Origin of the sequence: Methanosarcina sp. MSH10X1 (genome assembly GCF_004099695.1) — an archaeon.
Classification (GTDB): domain Archaea; phylum Halobacteriota; class Methanosarcinia; order Methanosarcinales; family Methanosarcinaceae; genus Methanosarcina.
This window is the reverse complement of record NZ_SCHL01000003.1, coordinates 190,716-209,146: the sequence shown is the minus strand read 5'-3', so window position 1 is coordinate 209,146 and position 18,431 is coordinate 190,716. Positions and strand designations below refer to the sequence as shown.

Annotated in this window: 18 protein-coding genes; 13 read left to right on the top strand and 5 right to left on the bottom strand. The window is 45.0% G+C overall.

The window, feature by feature from the left end; all coding sequences use genetic code 11:
- Positions 1 to 10: 10 nt before the first annotated feature.
- The 4 genes from EQO05_RS04210 to EQO05_RS04195 form a co-directional block, all read right to left on the bottom strand.
- Entirely contained in the window at positions 11 to 1,042 is a 1,032-nt protein-coding gene (locus tag EQO05_RS04210) for a DUF354 domain-containing protein (RefSeq protein WP_128504060.1), read from the bottom strand.
- Positions 1,039 to 2,235: a DegT/DnrJ/EryC1/StrS aminotransferase family protein gene (locus EQO05_RS04205; RefSeq protein ID WP_128504058.1), complete on the bottom strand. Its 1,197-nt coding sequence runs from the start codon at positions 2,233 to 2,235 to the stop codon at positions 1,039 to 1,041. Before EQO05_RS04205 ends, EQO05_RS04210 begins: the two co-directional genes overlap by 4 nt.
- A gap of 68 nt (positions 2,236 to 2,303) precedes the next feature.
- Entirely contained in the window at positions 2,304 to 3,326 is a 1,023-nt protein-coding gene (locus EQO05_RS04200; RefSeq protein WP_128504057.1) for a lipid II:glycine glycyltransferase FemX, read from the bottom strand.
- Position 3,327: 1 nt separating this feature from the next.
- Positions 3,328 to 4,257, bottom strand: coding sequence for a hypothetical protein (locus EQO05_RS04195; protein WP_128504055.1), 930 nt, complete (start codon positions 4,255 to 4,257; stop codon positions 3,328 to 3,330).
- 474 nt (positions 4,258 to 4,731) lie between these two features.
- Here EQO05_RS04195 and artC point away from each other — a divergent pair, with 474 nt between their 5' ends.
- Positions 4,732 to 5,568 carry an archaeosortase C gene (artC, locus tag EQO05_RS04190; RefSeq protein WP_128504053.1) on the top strand — a complete coding sequence of 279 codons (837 nt, stop codon included), beginning with the start codon at positions 4,732 to 4,734 and terminating at the stop codon, positions 5,566 to 5,568.
- Positions 5,569 to 5,790: 222 nt separating this feature from the next.
- Here the strand turns inward: artC and EQO05_RS04185 are convergent, their stop codons facing one another.
- A complete protein-coding gene (locus EQO05_RS04185; protein WP_128504051.1) occupies positions 5,791 to 7,017 on the bottom strand; it encodes a M48 family metallopeptidase in 1,227 nt (408 codons plus the stop codon).
- Positions 7,018 to 7,460: 443 nt separating this feature from the next.
- On the opposite strand from EQO05_RS04185, the gene EQO05_RS04180 reads away from it, so the two are divergent.
- From EQO05_RS04180 to rnp1, 12 genes are all read left to right on the top strand, one after another.
- Positions 7,461 to 9,878: a DUF1616 domain-containing protein gene (locus EQO05_RS04180; protein WP_128504049.1), complete on the top strand. Its 2,418-nt coding sequence runs from the start codon at positions 7,461 to 7,463 to the stop codon at positions 9,876 to 9,878.
- Between the two features lie 1,108 nt (positions 9,879 to 10,986).
- The gene (locus EQO05_RS15910; protein WP_240664319.1) at positions 10,987 to 11,565 is read left to right on the top strand and encodes a PEF-CTERM sorting domain-containing protein; all 579 of its coding nucleotides are present in this window, start codon (positions 10,987 to 10,989) and stop codon (positions 11,563 to 11,565) included.
- 483 nt (positions 11,566 to 12,048) lie between these two features.
- Entirely contained in the window at positions 12,049 to 12,204 is a 156-nt protein-coding gene (locus tag EQO05_RS15420) for a hypothetical protein (protein WP_164888457.1), read from the top strand.
- A 1,126-nt stretch (positions 12,205 to 13,330) separates the two neighbouring features.
- A complete protein-coding gene (rpl3p, locus tag EQO05_RS04170; protein ID WP_128504047.1) occupies positions 13,331 to 14,344 on the top strand; it encodes a 50S ribosomal protein L3 in 1,014 nt (337 codons plus the stop codon).
- Between the two features lie 5 nt (positions 14,345 to 14,349).
- Positions 14,350 to 15,111 carry a 50S ribosomal protein L4 gene (gene rpl4p, locus EQO05_RS04165; protein ID WP_128504046.1) on the top strand — a complete coding sequence of 254 codons (762 nt, stop codon included), beginning with the start codon at positions 14,350 to 14,352 and terminating at the stop codon, positions 15,109 to 15,111.
- Complete coding sequence (locus EQO05_RS04160) at positions 15,108 to 15,356, top strand: 50S ribosomal protein L23 (protein ID WP_128504044.1); 249 nt, start codon at positions 15,108 to 15,110, stop codon at positions 15,354 to 15,356. Before rpl4p ends, EQO05_RS04160 begins: the two co-directional genes overlap by 4 nt.
- A gap of 10 nt (positions 15,357 to 15,366) precedes the next feature.
- On the top strand, positions 15,367 to 16,083 hold the full coding sequence (locus tag EQO05_RS04155; protein ID WP_128504042.1) for a 50S ribosomal protein L2: 717 nt from the start codon (positions 15,367 to 15,369) through the stop codon (positions 16,081 to 16,083).
- 15 nt (positions 16,084 to 16,098) lie between these two features.
- Positions 16,099 to 16,509, top strand: a complete 411-nt coding sequence (locus EQO05_RS04150; RefSeq protein WP_128504040.1) for a 30S ribosomal protein S19 — start codon at positions 16,099 to 16,101, stop codon at positions 16,507 to 16,509.
- A gap of 10 nt (positions 16,510 to 16,519) precedes the next feature.
- Entirely contained in the window at positions 16,520 to 16,975 is a 456-nt protein-coding gene (locus EQO05_RS04145; protein ID WP_128504039.1) for a 50S ribosomal protein L22, read from the top strand.
- Positions 16,976 to 17,905, top strand: a complete 930-nt coding sequence (locus EQO05_RS04140) for a 30S ribosomal protein S3 (protein WP_128504037.1) — start codon at positions 16,976 to 16,978, stop codon at positions 17,903 to 17,905. It abuts the gene before it with no gap.
- Positions 17,905 to 18,108, top strand: a complete 204-nt coding sequence (gene rpmC / locus EQO05_RS04135; protein WP_128504035.1) for a 50S ribosomal protein L29 — start codon at positions 17,905 to 17,907, stop codon at positions 18,106 to 18,108. The genes EQO05_RS04140 and rpmC overlap by 1 nt, the downstream gene beginning before the upstream one ends.
- Entirely contained in the window at positions 18,098 to 18,430 is a 333-nt protein-coding gene (rnp1, locus tag EQO05_RS04130) for a ribonuclease P protein component 1 (RefSeq protein WP_128504033.1), read from the top strand. The genes rpmC and rnp1 overlap by 11 nt, the downstream gene beginning before the upstream one ends.
- Position 18,431: the final 1 nt, after the last annotated feature.

The window sequence follows — 18,431 nt, the reverse complement described above, 5'->3', positions numbered from 1 at the left end:
AATTAGCAGTTTACTTTTCCCCGTACTTTTTGGCAATATCTACAATAAACTCAACCGTATCTGCTTTATCTTTTAACATCTTTTCTCGCTTAGACCGCCATATTCCTTTTAAGTTGTCCTGATTTAGTAGAGATACCGCTTTATTTAGTGCATCATTTTTATCAGGAATTGTATATGCCATATCGTATTTTTCTTCAAGTTCATCGAGATATCCTCTTCTGGTGTTAGAAACATATATGGCAGGCACTCCCAGTATAGCACCTTCAGAGGCAGTTTTTGCTCCCTCTCCGATATACATTGTCGCATAGTAGAGAAAATCATGCCATTTGTCAGAAGGTACATTCAGTTTATATTTTTCGAATTTACTTCCAATTTTAACTTCTGAGGTAATAACTACTCTCTGAAACTCTTCGATCTTTTCTATAAATTCGAGTACTTCGCTCTCATTCTTGAACTCAAATCCCTTTGCTGATAGGTCATGGTGCGAGTTCAGAGCTGAAAATCTGATGAGAACGTAGCGATCTTTTTCAAGCCCTAGCTTTTTTATAATACTCTCATCGGGAGTGAAATAGTTGGGGTGTAAATAGGTTAATTCATTGAAGCTATTGAAGCGTGTCTGCTTTTTGCCAAGGTCTCTTTTAAAAAAAGTAGGGGTGCATATCAGGTCGGTAAAGGGTTTACTTAAGTATATCGCAAGTTTAGCGTGCTCAGTATTGGGAAACGCAATATGAGGTTTTCCTAACATTTTGCTGACCTGTGCAGCATAAGGAGTTCCAGCACTGACAAATACATCAGGGGAGAATTTTTTTGCTACTTTATATACAAAATAGTCAGCTCTTGGAAGCCCTAGAGCTTTGTTCAGCATTCCTTTATAGTGTGGGCTAACTTCATAATCTAAACCATAGGTTTTGAGCAACTCAACAGTATTTTCCTTATCTCTTGCGGTTACTTTTGTTGAGTGTCCTTCTTCCTCTAATTTTTTTATGACATTCCTGAATACATTAACATCTGTTGGATGTCCGACATCAAATAAAACCCTCAAACCTGATTCACCCTGCCATTTTTTATTGCGTCTACTATCTGGTCAAGCTCTTTTTTATTGAGCGTATAATAATTAGGAATCGTGAATATCCTGTCTGCAACACTTTCGGTATTTGGACAGTCTCCTTTATATCCGTAATTTGCTCTCGCTATAGCTGGTGTTTTGCTGAATAATTTGGTTGTATCTATTCCTTTTGTTCTCAAAAGCTCGCAGATTCTATCCCTTTCGGGCTCGTTTTTGGCTTGTACTGGAAAAAGGTAATAGTTACAGTAGGTATTTTTAGTTTCAAAGGGTAATTTTAGACCACTATCTTTCAGGTTTTCAAGCAAATATTGAGAATTTTTTCTCTGCTGTTCTACCTTCTCCTGAAAGTCAAGCAGCTTTTTAGTGACAACCTGAAGATCCGTATTTCGAATTTTTGTAGTCTTAAATGAGTATTTGTTCATCAGGTCAACTTTGTCTTCAACCCTGCTCCCGAGTGGCAGAGATACCATTCCGAACCAGGGTCTGTGGTATAATGTGGAGCGTGCACAGGTTTTTACTGTATGTTTGATTTCATCGCTGTCGGAAGGGTCCGGAAGTTTCTGTATTTCTTCTCTAATGTTTGCTGCAAGCTTCGAATCTCTGGTGATTACCATCCCGCCTTCTCCGGCTGAAATATACTTTCCGGTGCGGAAGCTGAAGAAGCCTGCAGTTCCAATCGTTCCTGCCAGCTTTCCTTTATATCGGCTTAAAAGCCCGTGAGCGCAGTCTTCAATAATCGGTTTTTTGCCTGCGATCTTCTTTATCCTGTCCAGATCCGCAGGCCTTCCGAAAGTATGTATTACAATCACGGCTTCAATTTCATCAATCTTCTTTTCCAGATGCTCAGGACTTATTGTATAGTTCTCAGGATCTGTATCAAGAAAGAGCGGTCTGTGGCCAGCGTGGATTATAGCATCAAATACGCTGGGACAGCAATAGAGCGGCACTCCAACGTTTGAGTTCTCTGGCAGGTTCAACGCTTTCAGTATTACATAAAGAGAAGTTCTTCCGCTGTTAGTAAATGCTATTGATGAGCTACAAAAAAGTTCTGTTAAAGGTGTGATATCGGCTTCAGATTTAAGATTTGTCAGAGAGTGCACGAAATCTTTCATATTATAATCTATGTTGAATCGCGGAATCAGCATTGGATCTGGTTTAATGGAACTCATGCTTGTTACTCCCTAAGATTCTTTAATGCTCTCTCTTGCTCTCTTAACGGGATGATTGTTTTTCAGAATCAGATCCCTATGTTAATGTATTTCCCAACCGTTTTGTAAACTTTTAATCCTGACTTCATAACTTCGTCTCTGGCTTTGCTGTGGATCTTTTTGTATCTCCCGAAATTGACTTCCTCGCCGCCAAAGCGTTTTTTGAATTCCCTTACTCCGTAGGGCTTGTCAGGGTGGCCTGCTCCTCCGAAGTCGAAAACCTTTTCCTTTTCGGCGTATTCCGAGAGCATGTGCCAGACAACGGCTTCGTTTACGTAGTTTATTTCCGGCTTTGAGCCTGCGTACCAGTCGTGCACCAGGCCCCTGTACTTTAAAACCACCCTTGAGCCGACAGCCTCGCCGTCCAGGGCCGCAAGGTAGAAGTCCGCCAGGCCAGCCGGTGCGAGTTTTTCATAGGCGTTCTCAAGCAGGGAGATGTCCGCCAGCGGGAGCCTTACGTTTTTATAGGTCTCCTCGACCACTTTATAGCAATCCGCGACTTCGGCTTTCGTTTCGATTTTTCTTATCGTGATCCCGGCTTTTTCCGCTCGGTTAATCCCTTTTTTGCGGGGCTTGTGGATGTCGGCCCAGATCGCTTTTGCGGGGCGGTTGAGATTTATCAGGTAATTCAGGTGGGGCTCGTACTGGTATCCCAGGGATTCCAGTTCGGTTTTCGAGTTTTCGGTGTCCCACATGTTGCGGATCTGGGTGTAGATTGCCCGGCTGTGCAGGAACTTCTCGTAGTAATTTAACAGCTTTTCAAGGGCTTCAAGCCCTTTTCTGCCTTCCGCAAAAAGAGGGCCGCCGTTGATTATTGATCTTGAGGAAATCGATCCCACCAGGCCAGGGGCATCCCTGATTATAACAGCCTGGAGGACTGCAAGTATATCTCCGTTTTCGGAATCCGTAGCTGCGAGGGAAATGGGCTCGTAATTCTTCGTTGCCCTGTACACGTCAGCAAGATAGCTGCTCTGGAAAATGTTTCCATATGGATGGTTATATACAAACTCATCCCACTTTTCCCGGTCAACCGAATCCGTAATTTCAATCATTTTAAAGCCCCGCAGTCATAGCATCTTTTTTCCGGGTCCTGCTCCTGTACCACACGATCCCTGCCTTCCCGACATTCTTTATGTTCTGGAAAACAAGTTCCTTTGCCCAGCCTCCAGGATCCTCGCACCACCGGTTCGGGTGCACGAGCAGGCAGATCCGGGGAAGTTTCTGGCTCTCTACCAGGCGGATTACATCATCCGTAGAAGCAATGTCTTTAACGCCGGCAGCCGCAAGGGCTGTATCTCTGAGATCCGACCCTGAGCATGAATCTGAACCTGAACCTGTACGCTCAATACCTGCATTTACGCCTTGCCTGGCATTTGCTTTTGACCTGCTGTTTGCTTCAGGTCTGTCAATCGTATCCTTGACCCGGATTTTCAGGTCTGCCCAGGTTCTGCCCGTGTCGGTCAGGTAAAAGACTTTGCTGTAATCGATTGAAAAATAGGGCTCTCCTTCTATCCCGAAATCCCTGAAATCGTACTTTTTCCAGAGGTCACGGTTCGACCAGGGCTTGAGAGGGTTTCCGTGCATGCAGGCTGTGCGGATCTCGGTAACGCCTCTGGTAATTAGCCTGAGGTCTTCGAGTTCCCGTTTGAAGATCTCGATTGCTTTTTCCGGGTTCCCGTTCGCTTTGTCCATCACTTCGTAGTGGAAGCCTATTTCGTGCCCCATGTTTGCGATCTGGAGAATGGCTTCGGGCTTGAAGGTCTCTTCCACATGCCTGAAGTAGTAGGTCGACCTGATGCCGTACCTGTATTCGAGTTTTGCCATTTCGAGGTTCCGGTTGACCGCCCGGTCCACGTCATGCCTCAGGATAATGCATTTTTTCGGGGCAGTTTCCAGGAAACCGTGCACTGTACTTACCGCATAGTCCGTGCTTTTGATCGCCTGTAAAAGAGACTCGTATTTTTGTAAGGTAAAATCTCTCACACTCTGCCCCCGTTGTATTATTTTTTACTTTACACCTGTTTTTGCAGGAAATCCGCTTTTTTTAAGCCCTTTTTAAACCCATACACCGGATCGGTTTTTACGGCTGCATCTGCCTCTTTCTGCCGCGTTCCGAACAATCGTTATGCTGCTGTTCTTACTGCATGCCGTAAGCTGCTATTTTCCAGGTTCCGTTCAGTCCTGCCGCCCGCCAGAAAAGTTTAAAACAGGCTCAGGTGCCGTAAATACTCTTCTTTTTGAATTTTATAAATAGCCAATAGTTAAAATTAGTATATTTAGTTTGTGTTTTTGAACTGATAAATATTATAAAAGTTCCCTTTTCAGAGAAACACATGCCTGAACCTTTTTATACAAAATTTTTCCTGGGATTCCGGGCTTGTTTTTTGCGCTCTATGAGGATAAAATTTAAAAGGATTTACCAAAAAAAGATACATAAGTATAAAAAGAGAGTTATTAATGGCGAAAGAAAACAAAAATCTTGTGCTTATTTTGCTTGTGCTCGCAATGTTCACGGGCATGGCAGTTGAAATCAGCGAGGGCTCAACGACTGTAGGAGTTTTGCTATTCCTGGGTTCGGTTTTCCTCCTGACAAGAATCAACTTCAAAAGCCTTGGCGACCTGGACTCGCTGGAGAAATCAAAGGTACGCCTTCTTGCGGGAATTTTCATAGTTTTCGCTGACCTCTACTATAATTTCAGGAGAGGCGGAGAACTCGGGACTCTTGACATAATGACCGTTTTCTTCGGGCTTTCGCTCATAGGCACTCAGCTCCGCAGCTCCGACATCACCCGGGTGTCCGGGTTTGGAATGTACATTTCATCCGTTTTCATAGTGCTGTACCTTATCTTCTATTCCCTGTTCGCATACCTGGACATTGATTTCCTGCATAAGTTCGACCATTACCTTATCCTTCTCCCAACCGTGCGTCTGCTTGGCCTGGCAGGAATCCCTCTTGAGGTGGTCGCCACCGAAACCGTCCGGGTAAGCGGGGTCGAGGAAATGCTTGTAGTTATCGGAGGACCCTGCTCAGGACTCTATTCCATGTTCCTTTTGATCGGAATCGTCTCCGGATACAGCCGGATCGAAAAAATGGAATTCAACAGGACCCTGAAAATGCTCGGGTTCTGCATAGCCATTGCCTACATCTCAAACCTGTTTCGGGTAATTGTCCTTTATCTGACAGCCTACCTGTACGGTCAGGAAGCAATGATGACCGTGCACACCCACATAGGCTGGATCATATTTGCAGGTGTTGCAGCCCTTATAATGTATTTTATAGACCGCAAGAAGTGAGCCGCCCGGATTTCCTTCCGGATTTCGCTGCCCGAGTCCTGCCTCGGGGAAACAGCCCGAATTCCGCTCTGAGACAGAAAAATCTCTGATTTTTTCTTTTAGTGTGTAACTGTAACAGCACGGGTCCGTTTTACCCGCTTCCCTGCTCAAACACTAATCCATACATAAAGAAACCGAGTTTTGCCCAGGAGGATGTAATGAGGAAGACGAAAAAACCGGGCGTCAGCTTTTCTTCATGAAGTGTTTAAAAAGCTGCTTTGGGTTCAAAGAGATTTTTTTGCGGGCTGGTCTCATAGCATTGAGATAGTGGCCTTTCCTGCGGTTTTGCCGGGTGGAGTCCAGATAATATCCTTTTCTTGAGAGGGCGGCGGTGGAGCACATGAGAAGAAGCACGGCTCCGATATACAGACCTGCAATTATTCCATTAAGCAGGAAATTGAAGTCTTTTATGGCAAAGGTTATCAGGACTATAATCCCGAAGAGGAGTGATATGTAAGAGATAAAGCTCGTTGCCATGGCAAGTTTCCAGCTCCTTAAATCGAAGAAGCTCGGAACTCTGGAATATTTGCTGCCTGGAATTTCTTTTTCAGGCTGGTTTGAATTCTTCAGGATCTGCATGATCCGGTCTTTAATGTCCGGGTGTGTATCAAACAGTGATATAAAAACGGACAGGTATCCTCTTATCTGCTGGGTATGGGTACTGAACAGGTGAAAATGCCCCGGATTGAACTTGCCTGTAACCGGCTGGAGAGGAATATAATTTTCAAGGAACTCAAGCGTTTTTATCAGGGCTTGCGGGTTTCCGGTAAGTTTCACGGCTGTTCTGTCGGCTTCAAACTCCCGTTTTTCAGGGTCTGTCAGGTGTATTATAACTGCTGCAGGAGGAGCTGCAAGGGCTGTTGCCATAAATTTGAAAAACCTCGGAGCCGGGTCTTCAGGCTGCCCGAAACCCGAAAGCATGGAGCCCCACATTGCAAGGTCCGGGAAGGACATTACCAGCCCTGCCAGAAACGCTGTAATGGTGTTCAGGTACACGTCCCCGTTTTTTATATGGCCTATTTCGTGCGCAAGCAGGGCTTCCATTTCCACGCCGTCGAACATCTCAAGCATCGCCGTTGAAACCGTAATAAAGGATTTGCTTCCGCTTACCACGGTAAAAATTGCAGGGACCTCCGACTCAAAACTCAGCATCTCAGGCGTCTTAATTCCTGCCTTCGCCGAAAGCTCTTCAAGTGTCGAATATAATAGAGTTCTCTCATTTCGTTGAATCTTCTGTGCACCGTACCATTTGAGAATCCACCTGCTGCCCCTGAAATATATGTAACTGAACAGTAGAGTTATCAGGAAAGATAAACCCAGTATGACCAGGACGTTTTTAGTTAACGCCTCTAAAATAAAGGCAAGGACTGAAGGAAATTCAGTAGACCCGGATGCTCCAAACGTACCCATTTTTCTATCCCCAGCAATCATCTGGTTTTTCAAAATAATCTATAATTCTATCAACAATCTGTGTGCAGTTTCGTAATTTCTTTTGTTGCCTGTGCTATAACACTGAGCCCAGGAAAGTAAATAATTTACGAATCAAAATTCCCTGGAAGTTCTCTTTCCAAAATTTCACGATCCTGTCTCTTGAACCTTTCTGGAGATGACAATTTTCTACTTTTTCGGGATGTATTGCGTATTGGATGTATCGCGTATTAAGCCTCAAGCAGTCAAAAGTCTGGCTCCTGCCAATTTCTACATAAACCAGGGTTTTCTAAAAAATTCTTTTTATATAAAATATACTCTTCGCATAAAATTCTTCCCTAACCGTTTTTTTTCAGTCCTTTCCCGGAATAATTCTATTATTATTCAAAACAATTATATCTCTTAATGAATTACCTCAGTACAGGATGCCATACTTCAAAAAATGTGTTTATGTAGATGATTTACTTGCGATAACTTTTTTCTCGTGTCTCGCAGCAGTCTTTGTACTTATAGAACCCTTCAACGAAACTTTTTTCAAAATCCCCCTGGCTCTGTCTCTCTTTTTCTTTATTCCCGGTTATGCTTTCATATCCGCGCTTTTTCCGGGAAAGAAGGAAATCAGCGGGATAGAGCGTTTTACGTTAAGTGTGGGCTTCAGCCTCATTCTTACGGTTTTTGACGGATTTTTAATAAGCCTTCTTCCTTCAGGCTACCGCCCGATCCCGATTGTTGTATCCATTGTCGGAATAACGGCATTCTTCAGCATAATTGCGCTTTTTACGCGAAAGCTTCTGGATGAGGATGAGCAGTTCTCGTTTTCAATCCGGGAATTCATACGAAGTCTCAAATCCGATGCTTCTGAGGAAGGTAGCGAAGCTGCCGATTCCGGCGAATCTGAAAATGAAGAACCGCTTCCTGCCGAACAGAGGCGTTTTCACAGGTCGCGAAGCAAGGTTAAAGCAAAGGGCTTAAGGTATAAGCAGCCCGAAACCGGGGTCAAAATAAAGCCTTTGCCTCCGCAGATTGAAAAGGCACTTATAATTGCCCTTATAGGCTCGATAATCATTTCAAGCGGAATGCTTGCATATGCCAAGATGACCCGGGAAAAAGAGACTTTTACCATGCTTTATCTCCTCGGGCCGGATGGAAAAGCCGAGGGCTATCCTGAAGAGAGCCTGCTCTATGTCCCTATCAATGCCACGGTCGGCATCGAAAACCATGAGCTCAGGGATGTAGTCTATGTCCTCCAGATGAGACTTGACGGGGAAGTTATCAAGGAACTGAATGTTCCCTTAACGAACGGGGAAGCCTGGCAGAAGAATCTTACATATACACGCCAGGAATTGAAGAATGGCAAATCCAAACTTGAGTTTGCGCTGTTTAAGCAAAAACCGGATTATTTCCCTTACCGGTCTGTTCATCTTTATATAGAAAACAATAACAGCTTCAATCATCTGAACGATGAGAACTACAGTATAGTTCCCTCCCTAGAGAACGGAGAGATGGAATCTTCAACAGGCTGGAACTTTACTTCGAACGCCGATGAAATTACAGGTTCCTATGTGAGCGGTTTGGGAGTAAACTCTTCCTCTGCGTATGGGATGAACAATTCCTATAATGGAACCCTTTTCGATTCTCCCGAGCAGTCAGGCGAGATCTCCCAGCGCATAAAATGTGATGAAGAAACCATAACCGTGCTGTCAGCATATGTAAAGGACGACTTTAATTCAAGTTCCAGTGGGGCGGGCGCTCAGGTGAAATATCTTACTGTTAACGGAGAGATTGTCTGGACTGACGGGATAAGCGAATACGAAGACTGGCAGCACATTGAGGTTCCGGTTTCCCTGCATGCGGGTGATAATGTGCTGGCATTCGGCTTGAACCAGACCTCAGGAGAACTGGCACCTGTACAGGTACTCTGGGACAGTATTTCCTTCAAGCCCCTTTCCGAACTTTCCGTGTATGTTTCGAATTCCAATACGGTCGAAACAACCCCTCCGGAATCAAGCGTAGAGGAACTTCCGGCTTTCACTAACCAGGACAGCTTTACGGTCTCCTGGAACGGAACGGATGACAACTCAGGAATTGCTTACTATTCCATTGACTCAAGTACGGACGGGGTTAACTGGGAGCCCTGGATTTCAAGGACTACTGACACCTCGTCGGTTTTTGCCGGAGAGCATGACCAGACCTACTATTTCCGTTCAAGAGCAATGGATAATGCAGGCAATGAAGAACCTGCACACCCCGCGCCGGATACAAAAACCAGAGTCTACACCGGCACTCCCGTAGCCACATTGGACATCTCTCCCAATCCGTGTAAAGGCGCCACAAACATTACTGTTACCTATCCCGTGCCTCTCAGTTCAGTCGTGTGCCGGGTTACCAGGGACGGTTTTAAGCCGGAAACCGGTGAACTGACCTCAACGGACGGGATCACCTGGACAGGCGGTTACATAACAAGGTATGGAAATTACTTCATCGTGGAAGCGATATGCACGGATATCTACGGGAATACGGTACCGGTAATGGGTGAGATTTATGTTGACAATTCCCTGCCCGACTTCGAAATTGAAGCGAACCCGCATAGCATTGATACCGGAGACCTGGAGATCAGGGTTACTCCTTCAACCGCATTGAAAAAGGAGCCTTCGGTATCAATATCCGCTAATGAACAGGTTAATGTCACCTATCTGTCGTACTCGGACGGTGACTATTATTACACAGCGGATATAAAATCCGAAATAGACGAAGGAGATCACAAAATCTCAGTAACGGGTACTGATCTGAACTCTGAAAAAGTAGAAGGGAATATTACATTCGTAGTTGACCATCCTGCTTGATCCCGGCAGGCGCGGTCAACCCTGCCAGCTGCATTTAACTTTTAACAGCAGACTGGAAGAATTTGAAGATAGTATTTTGGGTGCAGGATATTTAGGTACGGATATTGAGGTACAGGAATTGAGGTACAGGATATTGAGGTACAGATATTGAGGTACAGGATATTGAGGTACAGATATTGAGGTACAGGATATTGAGGTACAGGATATTGAGGTACAGGATTTTTTCCTGTACTTCTTCCCGTTAATTCTTTGTTTTTAATTCTCTTATCATACTCTGATTTTTTGCTTTATTTCCGGCTTTGGGCTTCCTTATTTTGCATTCTATTCCGCATTTTTTGTTCTTTCTTTAATATTCTGCCTTCTGTGCTCTTCTCATCTTCTATTTCTTTACAATCCATTGACTTTCTCAGTATCTAAATTTATAAATTAGGTATTTTAAAAATAACCTGGTTAACTGACTATAAATTGTTAATGTGATATCTGGTAGCTTTTGAAATATTAACCTAATATTTGCTTTATCATGTTAGAAAGTTATAGGAATAAGGGTAATATTATAAACATCTATTCGATTAAGAATGTAACACTTTATGATTCATAACTCAAAAAAGAAGCTGCTAAAAAATCCTTAATTAGAATACTCATATATAAACAATATATAAGCTATGGCTTAAAAGAAGGCTTCATTACGAGCTTTTCTCAATACTGGCGTTCAAGTTTTTGTTTTTATCCATTTTTATTTATATTGTTGAATTAATGAAGGATTATCTTATATTATATATTTAGCTTGCACATCCTTATATATTTCTTGATAGATATATCCTATGACATTATAAAATGCTTAATTTCAAGATTGGCCGTGGCCCATTAACTTGTTGTTCTTCTGAATGCTTTTCGCTCCCCCGGAAAGTCTGCTTCCCTGACTTGCATATGTACAGAACCTGGATGTACAGTATGTAAGAAATGAGAAACAGACGTGAGTGATCTAATCAGTACTCAGAAAAAAAGCTCTTTTAGTGGTCTCCCCCGAAATTAAGCGTTCATATAGGTCGAGTTTAATTAACTTCCCAGACAGTGGAGTAAAAATATCTGGAAAGTAGGGGTATAGATTATGAGAAAAATGTTAATATCAATAGTGAGCGGTTTATTAATACTTTGTATGGCCGGATCAGCAGCGGCAAGTCCTTGTAATGTAGATTTCAGTAAGTATTCTTTCAATATTGCATCGGGTACAGATGAGGCGACCGTATACATTAATAACTATGCCGTTGCCGGTGATCGAACAATTTCTGTAACAACTAGCGATCCATCTATTGAAGCACAGATTGGTGGAATGAGTGAATGGGCTAGCGGAACTAACATGAAAAGTCTTAACTACGTTATAAGCGGCACCTCTTCCGGTGGTATTATCAAAGACGCGAATAATGAAGTTGTAGAGAAGACCTTTACTCTACGTGTTAGACATGCAGCCAATATGCCATTAAAAGCCGGTACAGTAACAGTATATGATAATGAAGGAACTGTTTACAAATCAACTACTGTTTCAGATTCCCAACAAGGAAGCGTAGCGATTGACAGCGGGTCAGCATCTGGATCCGCAAACATTCCTGAGTTTCCAACTGTTGCCGCCCCCATTGCAGGCATAATTGGACTCCTTTTCGTATTCGGACGCAGGAAAGAAGGGCTGTGATATTTTCCAACCTTTCTTTTTTATTTTTTAACTTTTAACTCCTGATTCACTTTTGATTTCTTATCCGCTTACTACATTTTTATGTGTAAAACTTCTCACATTAAGCAGTAAATAAAAAATAATTTCTTTTATAACCTCTAAAGATATCAGATTTCTCTCGTGTTAGAATCTATATTTGTCTTTCTAAGCTTAAGAGCTGTATGAGCTTTCTGGCTGCCTGTTTTCAGTACTATTTATCAGAAATTATGATTCTTGATACTATTTACCCTTTTGAGCATACTACTTACAGGCGGAGAAATAAATCAATAGACCTACTTGAACAAAAATAGAATGTGCCGCTGATTAGAAAAACCATCCTTTATTAAATGTATTATTTAGCACGTTATTGAGGAGTTCTTTTGTTCTTGCCTCGGATAAAACGCATGATTAAGTTTAGCAAAGAAACAAATGCCACAGTTTAACGTCAAAAAGCGGTGATGTCTGATGGATTATATAAAGAAAGTTTGTCCGGCTTGCGGGAGTGAATTTATCGTCCTGAAAAACAGGGAGGGGAAAGCTGTTTACTGTACCCTGCACTGTCTTTCAAAATCTCAGGCTGATTCGGGTAGAAATATAGTTTCTCCTTTAATGCCTGCATAATCCTGCTGGATTCCAACAGCGGATCAGGCTTATAATCTCATACGCAGGTGACCGGGATTTAAAGTACGAAAGAAATCTGAACAAAATCTGAACAAAATCTGATCAATAATCCGAAAATCCGGAGTAATGACTAAATTAACAAAACCTATCCGGTTTCAAATGTACCCAGTAACTGGTTATGTATAATATACACTTACACACCTATGTATAATTCTGCTTACAGGCAGATACTCACAGACCGGTTGTATAACGCATTCTCAAGCCGGCCTGTGGGTTCCTGCTTGTTTATAAGTAGGACTCGTATTCCTTCGATTGTAATTCCATGCCTCAATGTTCAGATCGGGGAAATACGAGTTCGGACTCTTTAATTTATTTACTTATTTCTCTTCTGAGGTCGATTCTTCTTTTGTAATTATCTTCTCGCCTGCAAAGGCTTTATATATTAGATGTGCTATTTAAAGGCAAAGTACATCAGAGATGGAAATTTCAGGTATTTAGTGCTTGAAATTATCTAATCAGATCAATGTGATGCTTAATGCTAACTTTCCCGGAAGTTTCCGGGAGATGGGTTTTCTGCCGTGCTTTACGGAAGATTTCCTGCATTGAAGATAAATCCAGTGAGAAAAGTCGGATCAACATGAGTGTCAAAGGGCCAATGCTTTGAAACGCCCGCTTTCGGCGTCGTAACGGCGCCTAAAATCGCACGAAACTGTTCAGGTTTTCGATGAGTCGCGGTTGCAGTCACTGACTAATGAAGTTTCAAATCAGGGAACTGAATTCAAAATCAGGTTACCGAATACTGAAGTTTCAAATCAGGCTACGAATGTTTCAAATCAGGGCCGGATGCCTGGATTTGGGTCTGCCAGGATCGTAAATCGGTCCTTTAAGAGTATGCTCCTGCTAGACAAGCTGGGAAGAGGATCGGATATTTGCAGATACCTGAAGGAATTAGGGTACCGGGAGCAATAGAGCTCTGGTCTGCTCGAGGCATAACTGCCAGGCAGGTCTGAAAGACGTCCCTCCCCACCTGGTAGCGTTCGGGGAATCCAGTGCATTTCTCTTTTGCCACTCATGTTGAGCCGACCGGAGGGGCTGGTATTTCAACTGAAATTTACGGAGTAGAAATATGGCAAGCATACACCGACCAAAACGAGGTTCCCTCGCATTCAGTCCGCGCAAGAGGGCAAAGAGCCACATTCCACGGTTCAGATCCTGGCCGGAAGCCACAGGTGAACCAAGGCTACAGAGTTTTGCAGGGTACAAGGTGGGCATGACCCACGTGATCATGATTGATGACATAAAGAACAGCCTTACCCAGGGTATGGAAGTCTCTGTACCTGTAACTGTCATCGAAACTCCTGCAATAAGGGTCGCAGCCTTCCGGGCTTACGCAGAAGACAGCACCGGAGAAAAGGCAATCGCTGAGGTATGGGCAGCAGACCTTGATCCTGAACTCAAGCGCAGGATCCCTGTACCGGCAGCCGGGAACATGGCTGAAGCCCTTGGGAATATCGGAAAAATGATCGAAGAAGGCAAGGTAAGCGATATCAGGGCAGTTACCTACACCCTGCCAAAGAGCCTTACCGGGGTTCCCAAAAAGACGCCCGACGTCATGGAATCCGGAATTAGTGCCAGAGATCTCAACACCAAATTCGAGTACGCAAAGTCAATCCTCGGCACCCTTGTAAGCGTTACCGACGTTTTCAAAACCGGGATACTTGTCGACACAGCCGCTATTACCATCGGAAAAGGTACTCAGGGTCCTGTCAAGCGCTGGGGCATTCAGCTTATGAAGAACAAGCACTCCAGACAGGGCAGCCTGAGGCAGATTGGTACTCTTGGTCCATGGCATCCAGCCCATGTTTCCTGGAGAGTTCCTCAGATGGGTCAGATGGGATACCACCAGAGAACCGAATTCAACAAGCGTATCCTTAAAATCGGATCCGATGGGGAAGAAGTCACTCCTGAAGGCGGTTTCATCAATTACGGCCTTGTCCGTGGAGACTATGTGCTCATTAAAGGCAGCGTACCCGGACCGTCAAAGAGACTTATCAGACTCAGAGATCCGATCAGGGCAAAGAAAGCCGACCTTGGCGAACCGAACATCCTTCACATAAGCAGGGAATCCAAGCAGGGGTGAACAGAATGGCTACAGCAAAAACAATAGACCTTACAGGAAAGGTTATAAGGGAAATCGAACTTCCCGACGTGTTTGATGTGGACTACCGCCCTGACCTGATCAAAAAGGCAGTGCTTGCGGCACAGGCAAACAGGCTTCAGCCTTACGGTCCCCGTCTCTACGCGGGAATGGACACCTCTGCAAGATCCTGGGGTTCAGGACGAGGTGTTGCCCAGATTCCAAGGCTCGCAAACAGCAGCAAAGCTGCAAGAGTTCCGCACGCAAGAGGCGGAAGAAGAGCTCACCCGCCAAAACCGGAAGCTGACAGGAGCGAGAAAGTTAACAACAAGGAACGCCGCTATGCAATTCGTTCTGCAATCGCAGCAACCAGGGACCCAACTCTCGTAAGCCTGAGAGGCCATATCTTTGAAGCCGAGCTTCCGATCGTTACGGAAAACGCTCTCGAAGACCTGGATAAGACCAAGCAGGTAATAGAATTCCTGCAGGCTATCGGAGTCTACGACGACGTGCTCAGAGCAAAATACGGAAGACACATCAGGGCCGGCCGCGGAAAGCTCAGAGGCAGGAAATACAAGCACAAAAAGAGTATCCTTATTGTTGCAGGGGAAAATGCCCCTCTCGTGAAGGCTGCAAGAAACCTCTCAGGGGTAGACGTTGCAACAGTAGATTCACTCAATGCCGAGCTGCTCGCACCTGGCACTCACGCAGGCCGCCTTACTATCTGGACAGAATCCGCAGTTGAGAAACTGGAGGGTGCATTCCAATGAGTTCCATTAATTATCCTTTTGTTACTGAAAAAGCGATGATGCTGCTTGACGAAAACAAGCTCCAGTTTATCGTGGATACCAGGTCAAACAAAAAGCAGATCGTAGAAGATGTCGAGAAAATGTACGGGTTCAAAGTCAAGTCCATAAGGACCATGACTACCATGAAGGGCACCAAAAAAGCAGTCCTGACATTTGAAGATCCCGAATCGGCACATGAAATTGCAACCCGGATAGGACTAATGTGAGGTGTGATGTATGGGTAAAAGATTAATATCACAGAACAGGGGTAGAGGTACTCCAACCTACAGAGCTCCTTCTCATAAGTACAAGGCAGAACTGAAACACCCTCGTGTTGATGAAAATACTTCGATCCAGGGGAAAGTCATTGATATCGAGCACGATCCTGCTCGCTCAGCCCCGATTGCAAAAATTGCCTTTGAAAACGGGGAAGAGCTTCTCCTGCTGGCCTCCGAAGGAGTTGCAGTAGGGAATACAATCGAGTGCGGAGACGATGCAGATGTCAGGCCGGGAAACATAGTTCCTATCGGAAACGTGCCTGAAGGTTTCTTTATCTGCAATATCGAGTCAAAGCCGAATGACGGCGGCAAATTCGTGCGCTCGTCCGGAGTATATGCAACTGTCGTAACCCATGAGCCTAACAGAACTGCAGTGGCAATGCCTTCTGGTAGCATTAAATGGCTTAATCCGAAGTGCAGGGCAGTTGTCGGTATTGTTGCAGGCGGAGGCCGTGTGGACAGGCCATGGCTCAAAGCCGGGAAAAAATACCACAAACTGAAAACAAGAGCTGCAAAGTATCCCAGGGTTTCAGGTGTTGCCATGAACCCGCGTGACCACCCGTTCGGTGGAGGTGCCTGGAAGCACCCGGGCAAGCCCACGACGGTTAGCAGAAACGCTCCGCCCGGAAGAAAGGTCGGATTGATTGCAGCTAGAAGGACCGGAATGAAGCGCTGATGAGGGGTATTCGTTATGGCTAAAAAAGTATCATCAAGATTACCAAAGAGAAAAGGTGAGTATACCTACCGCGGGAAAACCGTCTCAGAACTTCAGGAATTGAGTCTTGAAGAGTTTGCAGAGCTCCTGCCTTCGAGAGAGCGCAGGAGCATCAAACGCGGGTTCACGGACGGACAGAAAAAAGTCCTGCATGAGTTCAAGGAAGGAAAGAAGGTCAGAACTCACCACAGAGACATGATCATCCTTCCGGAAATGATCGGACAGACTATAGAAATCCACAACGGGAAAGCCTTCATAAGTGTGGACCTTCAACCTGAGATGATCGGGCACCGCTTTGGGGAATTCGCACCCACAAGATCAAGAGTTTCACACGGCAGTGCCGGTGTGGGAGCAACCCGTTCAAGCAAGTTCGTGCCGCTGAAATGAGGTGAGAGGGATGGCAAAAATTGATTATTCAGTTAAGGGAAACCCTGAGACAACCTCTAAGGCTATGGGTTCTGAACTTCATATTTCCCCTAAAAAGTCCCGTGAAGTCTGCTGCAAAATTAAGGGCATGAAGGTCGCTGAAGCAAGAAAGTTTTTAGAAGACGTAATTGCTTTGAAAAAGGCTGTACCCTTCAAAAGGCACCATGACGGAACAGGACACCGAAAAGGTCCTATGGCTGCAGGCAGGTACCCTGTCAATGCTTCGAAAGAGATCCTCAAGGTCTTGAAGAATGCAGAAAGCAATGCCGAATATAAGGGTCTTGAGCCAGCAAATATGTTCATTTCCCATGCAGCAATTCAGCGGGGAAGGACAATTCACGGGTTCATGCCAAGGGCCAGAGGAAGGGCCACTCCCAAAGACACAGACACCGTAAATATTGAGATGATTCTTTCCGAGGTGCGCTAAATGGCAATAGAGAGAAAATTCGTCAATGATGGGTATGTCAAAGCCTCCATGGACGAGTACTTCGCAGAGCAGCTGAACAGAGCTGGATACGGCGGCATGGAGCTTAACAGGACCCCAATGGGCACCCAGATTATTATCTACTCCGAGAAGCCTGGAATGGTAATCGGGAAAGCCGGGAAGGTCATCAGAAAGCTTACCAGGGATGTAGCAACCAAGTACAACCTCGAAAATCCGCAGATTGACGCTCAGGAAGTCAGGAAACCTGAACTTAACGCTCAGATGATGGCATCCAGACTTGCAGCTTCAATTGAGAGAGGCTGGTACTTCAGAAAAGCCGGACACAACACCCTTCGGGCAGTCATGAATGCAGGTGCACTTGGCTGCGAAGTTGTTATTTCCGGCAAACTCACAGGCGCCAGGTCAAGAGTTGAAAAATTTATTGACGGGCACGTAAAGCATTCCGGACATCCTGTAGAAGAGGTCGTAGACGAAGGGTTTGCAGTAGCAGTTAAAAAGCTTGGAACCCTTGGCTGTAAAGTCAGGATCATTCAGCCGGACATTGTCCTGCCTGACTCATACAGGATTAAGGAATTGAACGAGATTGTAGTTGAACCGGTTGAAAAGCCTGCCGAAAAGCTGGCTGAAAAACCCGCTGAAAAACCCGCTGAAGCCCCTAAAAAGGAAGGCGCGGCAAAACCCCGTCCTGCAGCAGCACCTGCAAAACCTGTAGAAGTAGCTGAAGTCGCAGAACCTGAAGAAGCCGAGGAAGAGCCCCAGGCTGAGACCGCAGAAGAAGAAGAGGCTGAGGTCATTCAGGTCGAAGGTTCCGAAGAACTCAGAAGGCAGGTCAATGGAGTCTGGCAGCACAAGCACGAAAGCTACGACTACTGGCATCCCATGGCACGGGTTCACAAGGAGGCTAAGGAATAATGGCAATTCTCAGAACCAGCGAAATCCGGACCATGACGGTCGAGGAGCGGGCTGACGAACTTGAGACCCTGAATAATGAACTGGTCAGGGAACGCGCCCTTACCTCCGCAGGCGGAGCTCCTGATAACCCGGGAAGAATCGGGGAAATCAGGAGAACGATTGCCCGGATAAAGACAATTCAGCACGAGCTAAATGATATCTAAAGTGGAAATTCTGCCTTCGACCCTTATCTTCCATGAACTGATAGGGCTCGAAATTCAGGTGATTCGTTCCACTAATCCAGCATTGACAGGAATCCGCGGCAGGGTAATCGATGAGACGAAAAATATGCTGATCGTAGAAAACTCAAAGTCGCGGGAACTGAAGATTCCAAAGGCGGATTCGGAATTTCTCTTCCGGATCCCTGCCGAGCTCTCAGAAAAAGGCCGCAGATCCGATACATTCGTTAAAATTCAGGGAAACCTGCTGCTCTCACAACCCGAAAATCGGATCAAGAACATCAAAAAGTTACGCAAATGGGGCTAAA

Coding starts and splice junctions, on each gene's coding strand:
- EQO05_RS04205 (WP_128504058.1), bottom strand. CDS start 2,235: ATGAGTTCCATTAAACCAGATCCAATGCTGATTCCGCGATTCAACATA.
- EQO05_RS15420 (WP_164888457.1), top strand. CDS start 12,049: ATGGATTATATAAAGAAAGTTTGTCCGGCTTGCGGGAGTGAATTTATC.
- artC (WP_128504053.1), top strand. CDS start 4,732: ATGGCGAAAGAAAACAAAAATCTTGTGCTTATTTTGCTTGTGCTCGCA.
- rpmC (WP_128504035.1), top strand. CDS start 17,905: ATGGCAATTCTCAGAACCAGCGAAATCCGGACCATGACGGTCGAGGAG.
- EQO05_RS04150 (WP_128504040.1), top strand. CDS start 16,099: ATGGCTAAAAAAGTATCATCAAGATTACCAAAGAGAAAAGGTGAGTAT.
- EQO05_RS04160 (WP_128504044.1), top strand. CDS start 15,108: ATGAGTTCCATTAATTATCCTTTTGTTACTGAAAAAGCGATGATGCTG.
- rnp1 (WP_128504033.1), top strand. CDS start 18,098: ATGATATCTAAAGTGGAAATTCTGCCTTCGACCCTTATCTTCCATGAA.
- EQO05_RS04180 (WP_128504049.1), top strand. CDS start 7,461: ATGCCATACTTCAAAAAATGTGTTTATGTAGATGATTTACTTGCGATA.
- EQO05_RS04185 (WP_128504051.1), bottom strand. CDS start 7,017: ATGGGTACGTTTGGAGCATCCGGGTCTACTGAATTTCCTTCAGTCCTT.
- EQO05_RS04140 (WP_128504037.1), top strand. CDS start 16,976: ATGGCAATAGAGAGAAAATTCGTCAATGATGGGTATGTCAAAGCCTCC.
- EQO05_RS04145 (WP_128504039.1), top strand. CDS start 16,520: ATGGCAAAAATTGATTATTCAGTTAAGGGAAACCCTGAGACAACCTCT.
- rpl4p (WP_128504046.1), top strand. CDS start 14,350: ATGGCTACAGCAAAAACAATAGACCTTACAGGAAAGGTTATAAGGGAA.
- EQO05_RS04155 (WP_128504042.1), top strand. CDS start 15,367: ATGGGTAAAAGATTAATATCACAGAACAGGGGTAGAGGTACTCCAACC.
- EQO05_RS15910 (WP_240664319.1), top strand. CDS start 10,987: ATGAGAAAAATGTTAATATCAATAGTGAGCGGTTTATTAATACTTTGT.
- rpl3p (WP_128504047.1), top strand. CDS start 13,331: ATGGCAAGCATACACCGACCAAAACGAGGTTCCCTCGCATTCAGTCCG.
- EQO05_RS04200 (WP_128504057.1), bottom strand. CDS start 3,326: ATGATTGAAATTACGGATTCGGTTGACCGGGAAAAGTGGGATGAGTTT.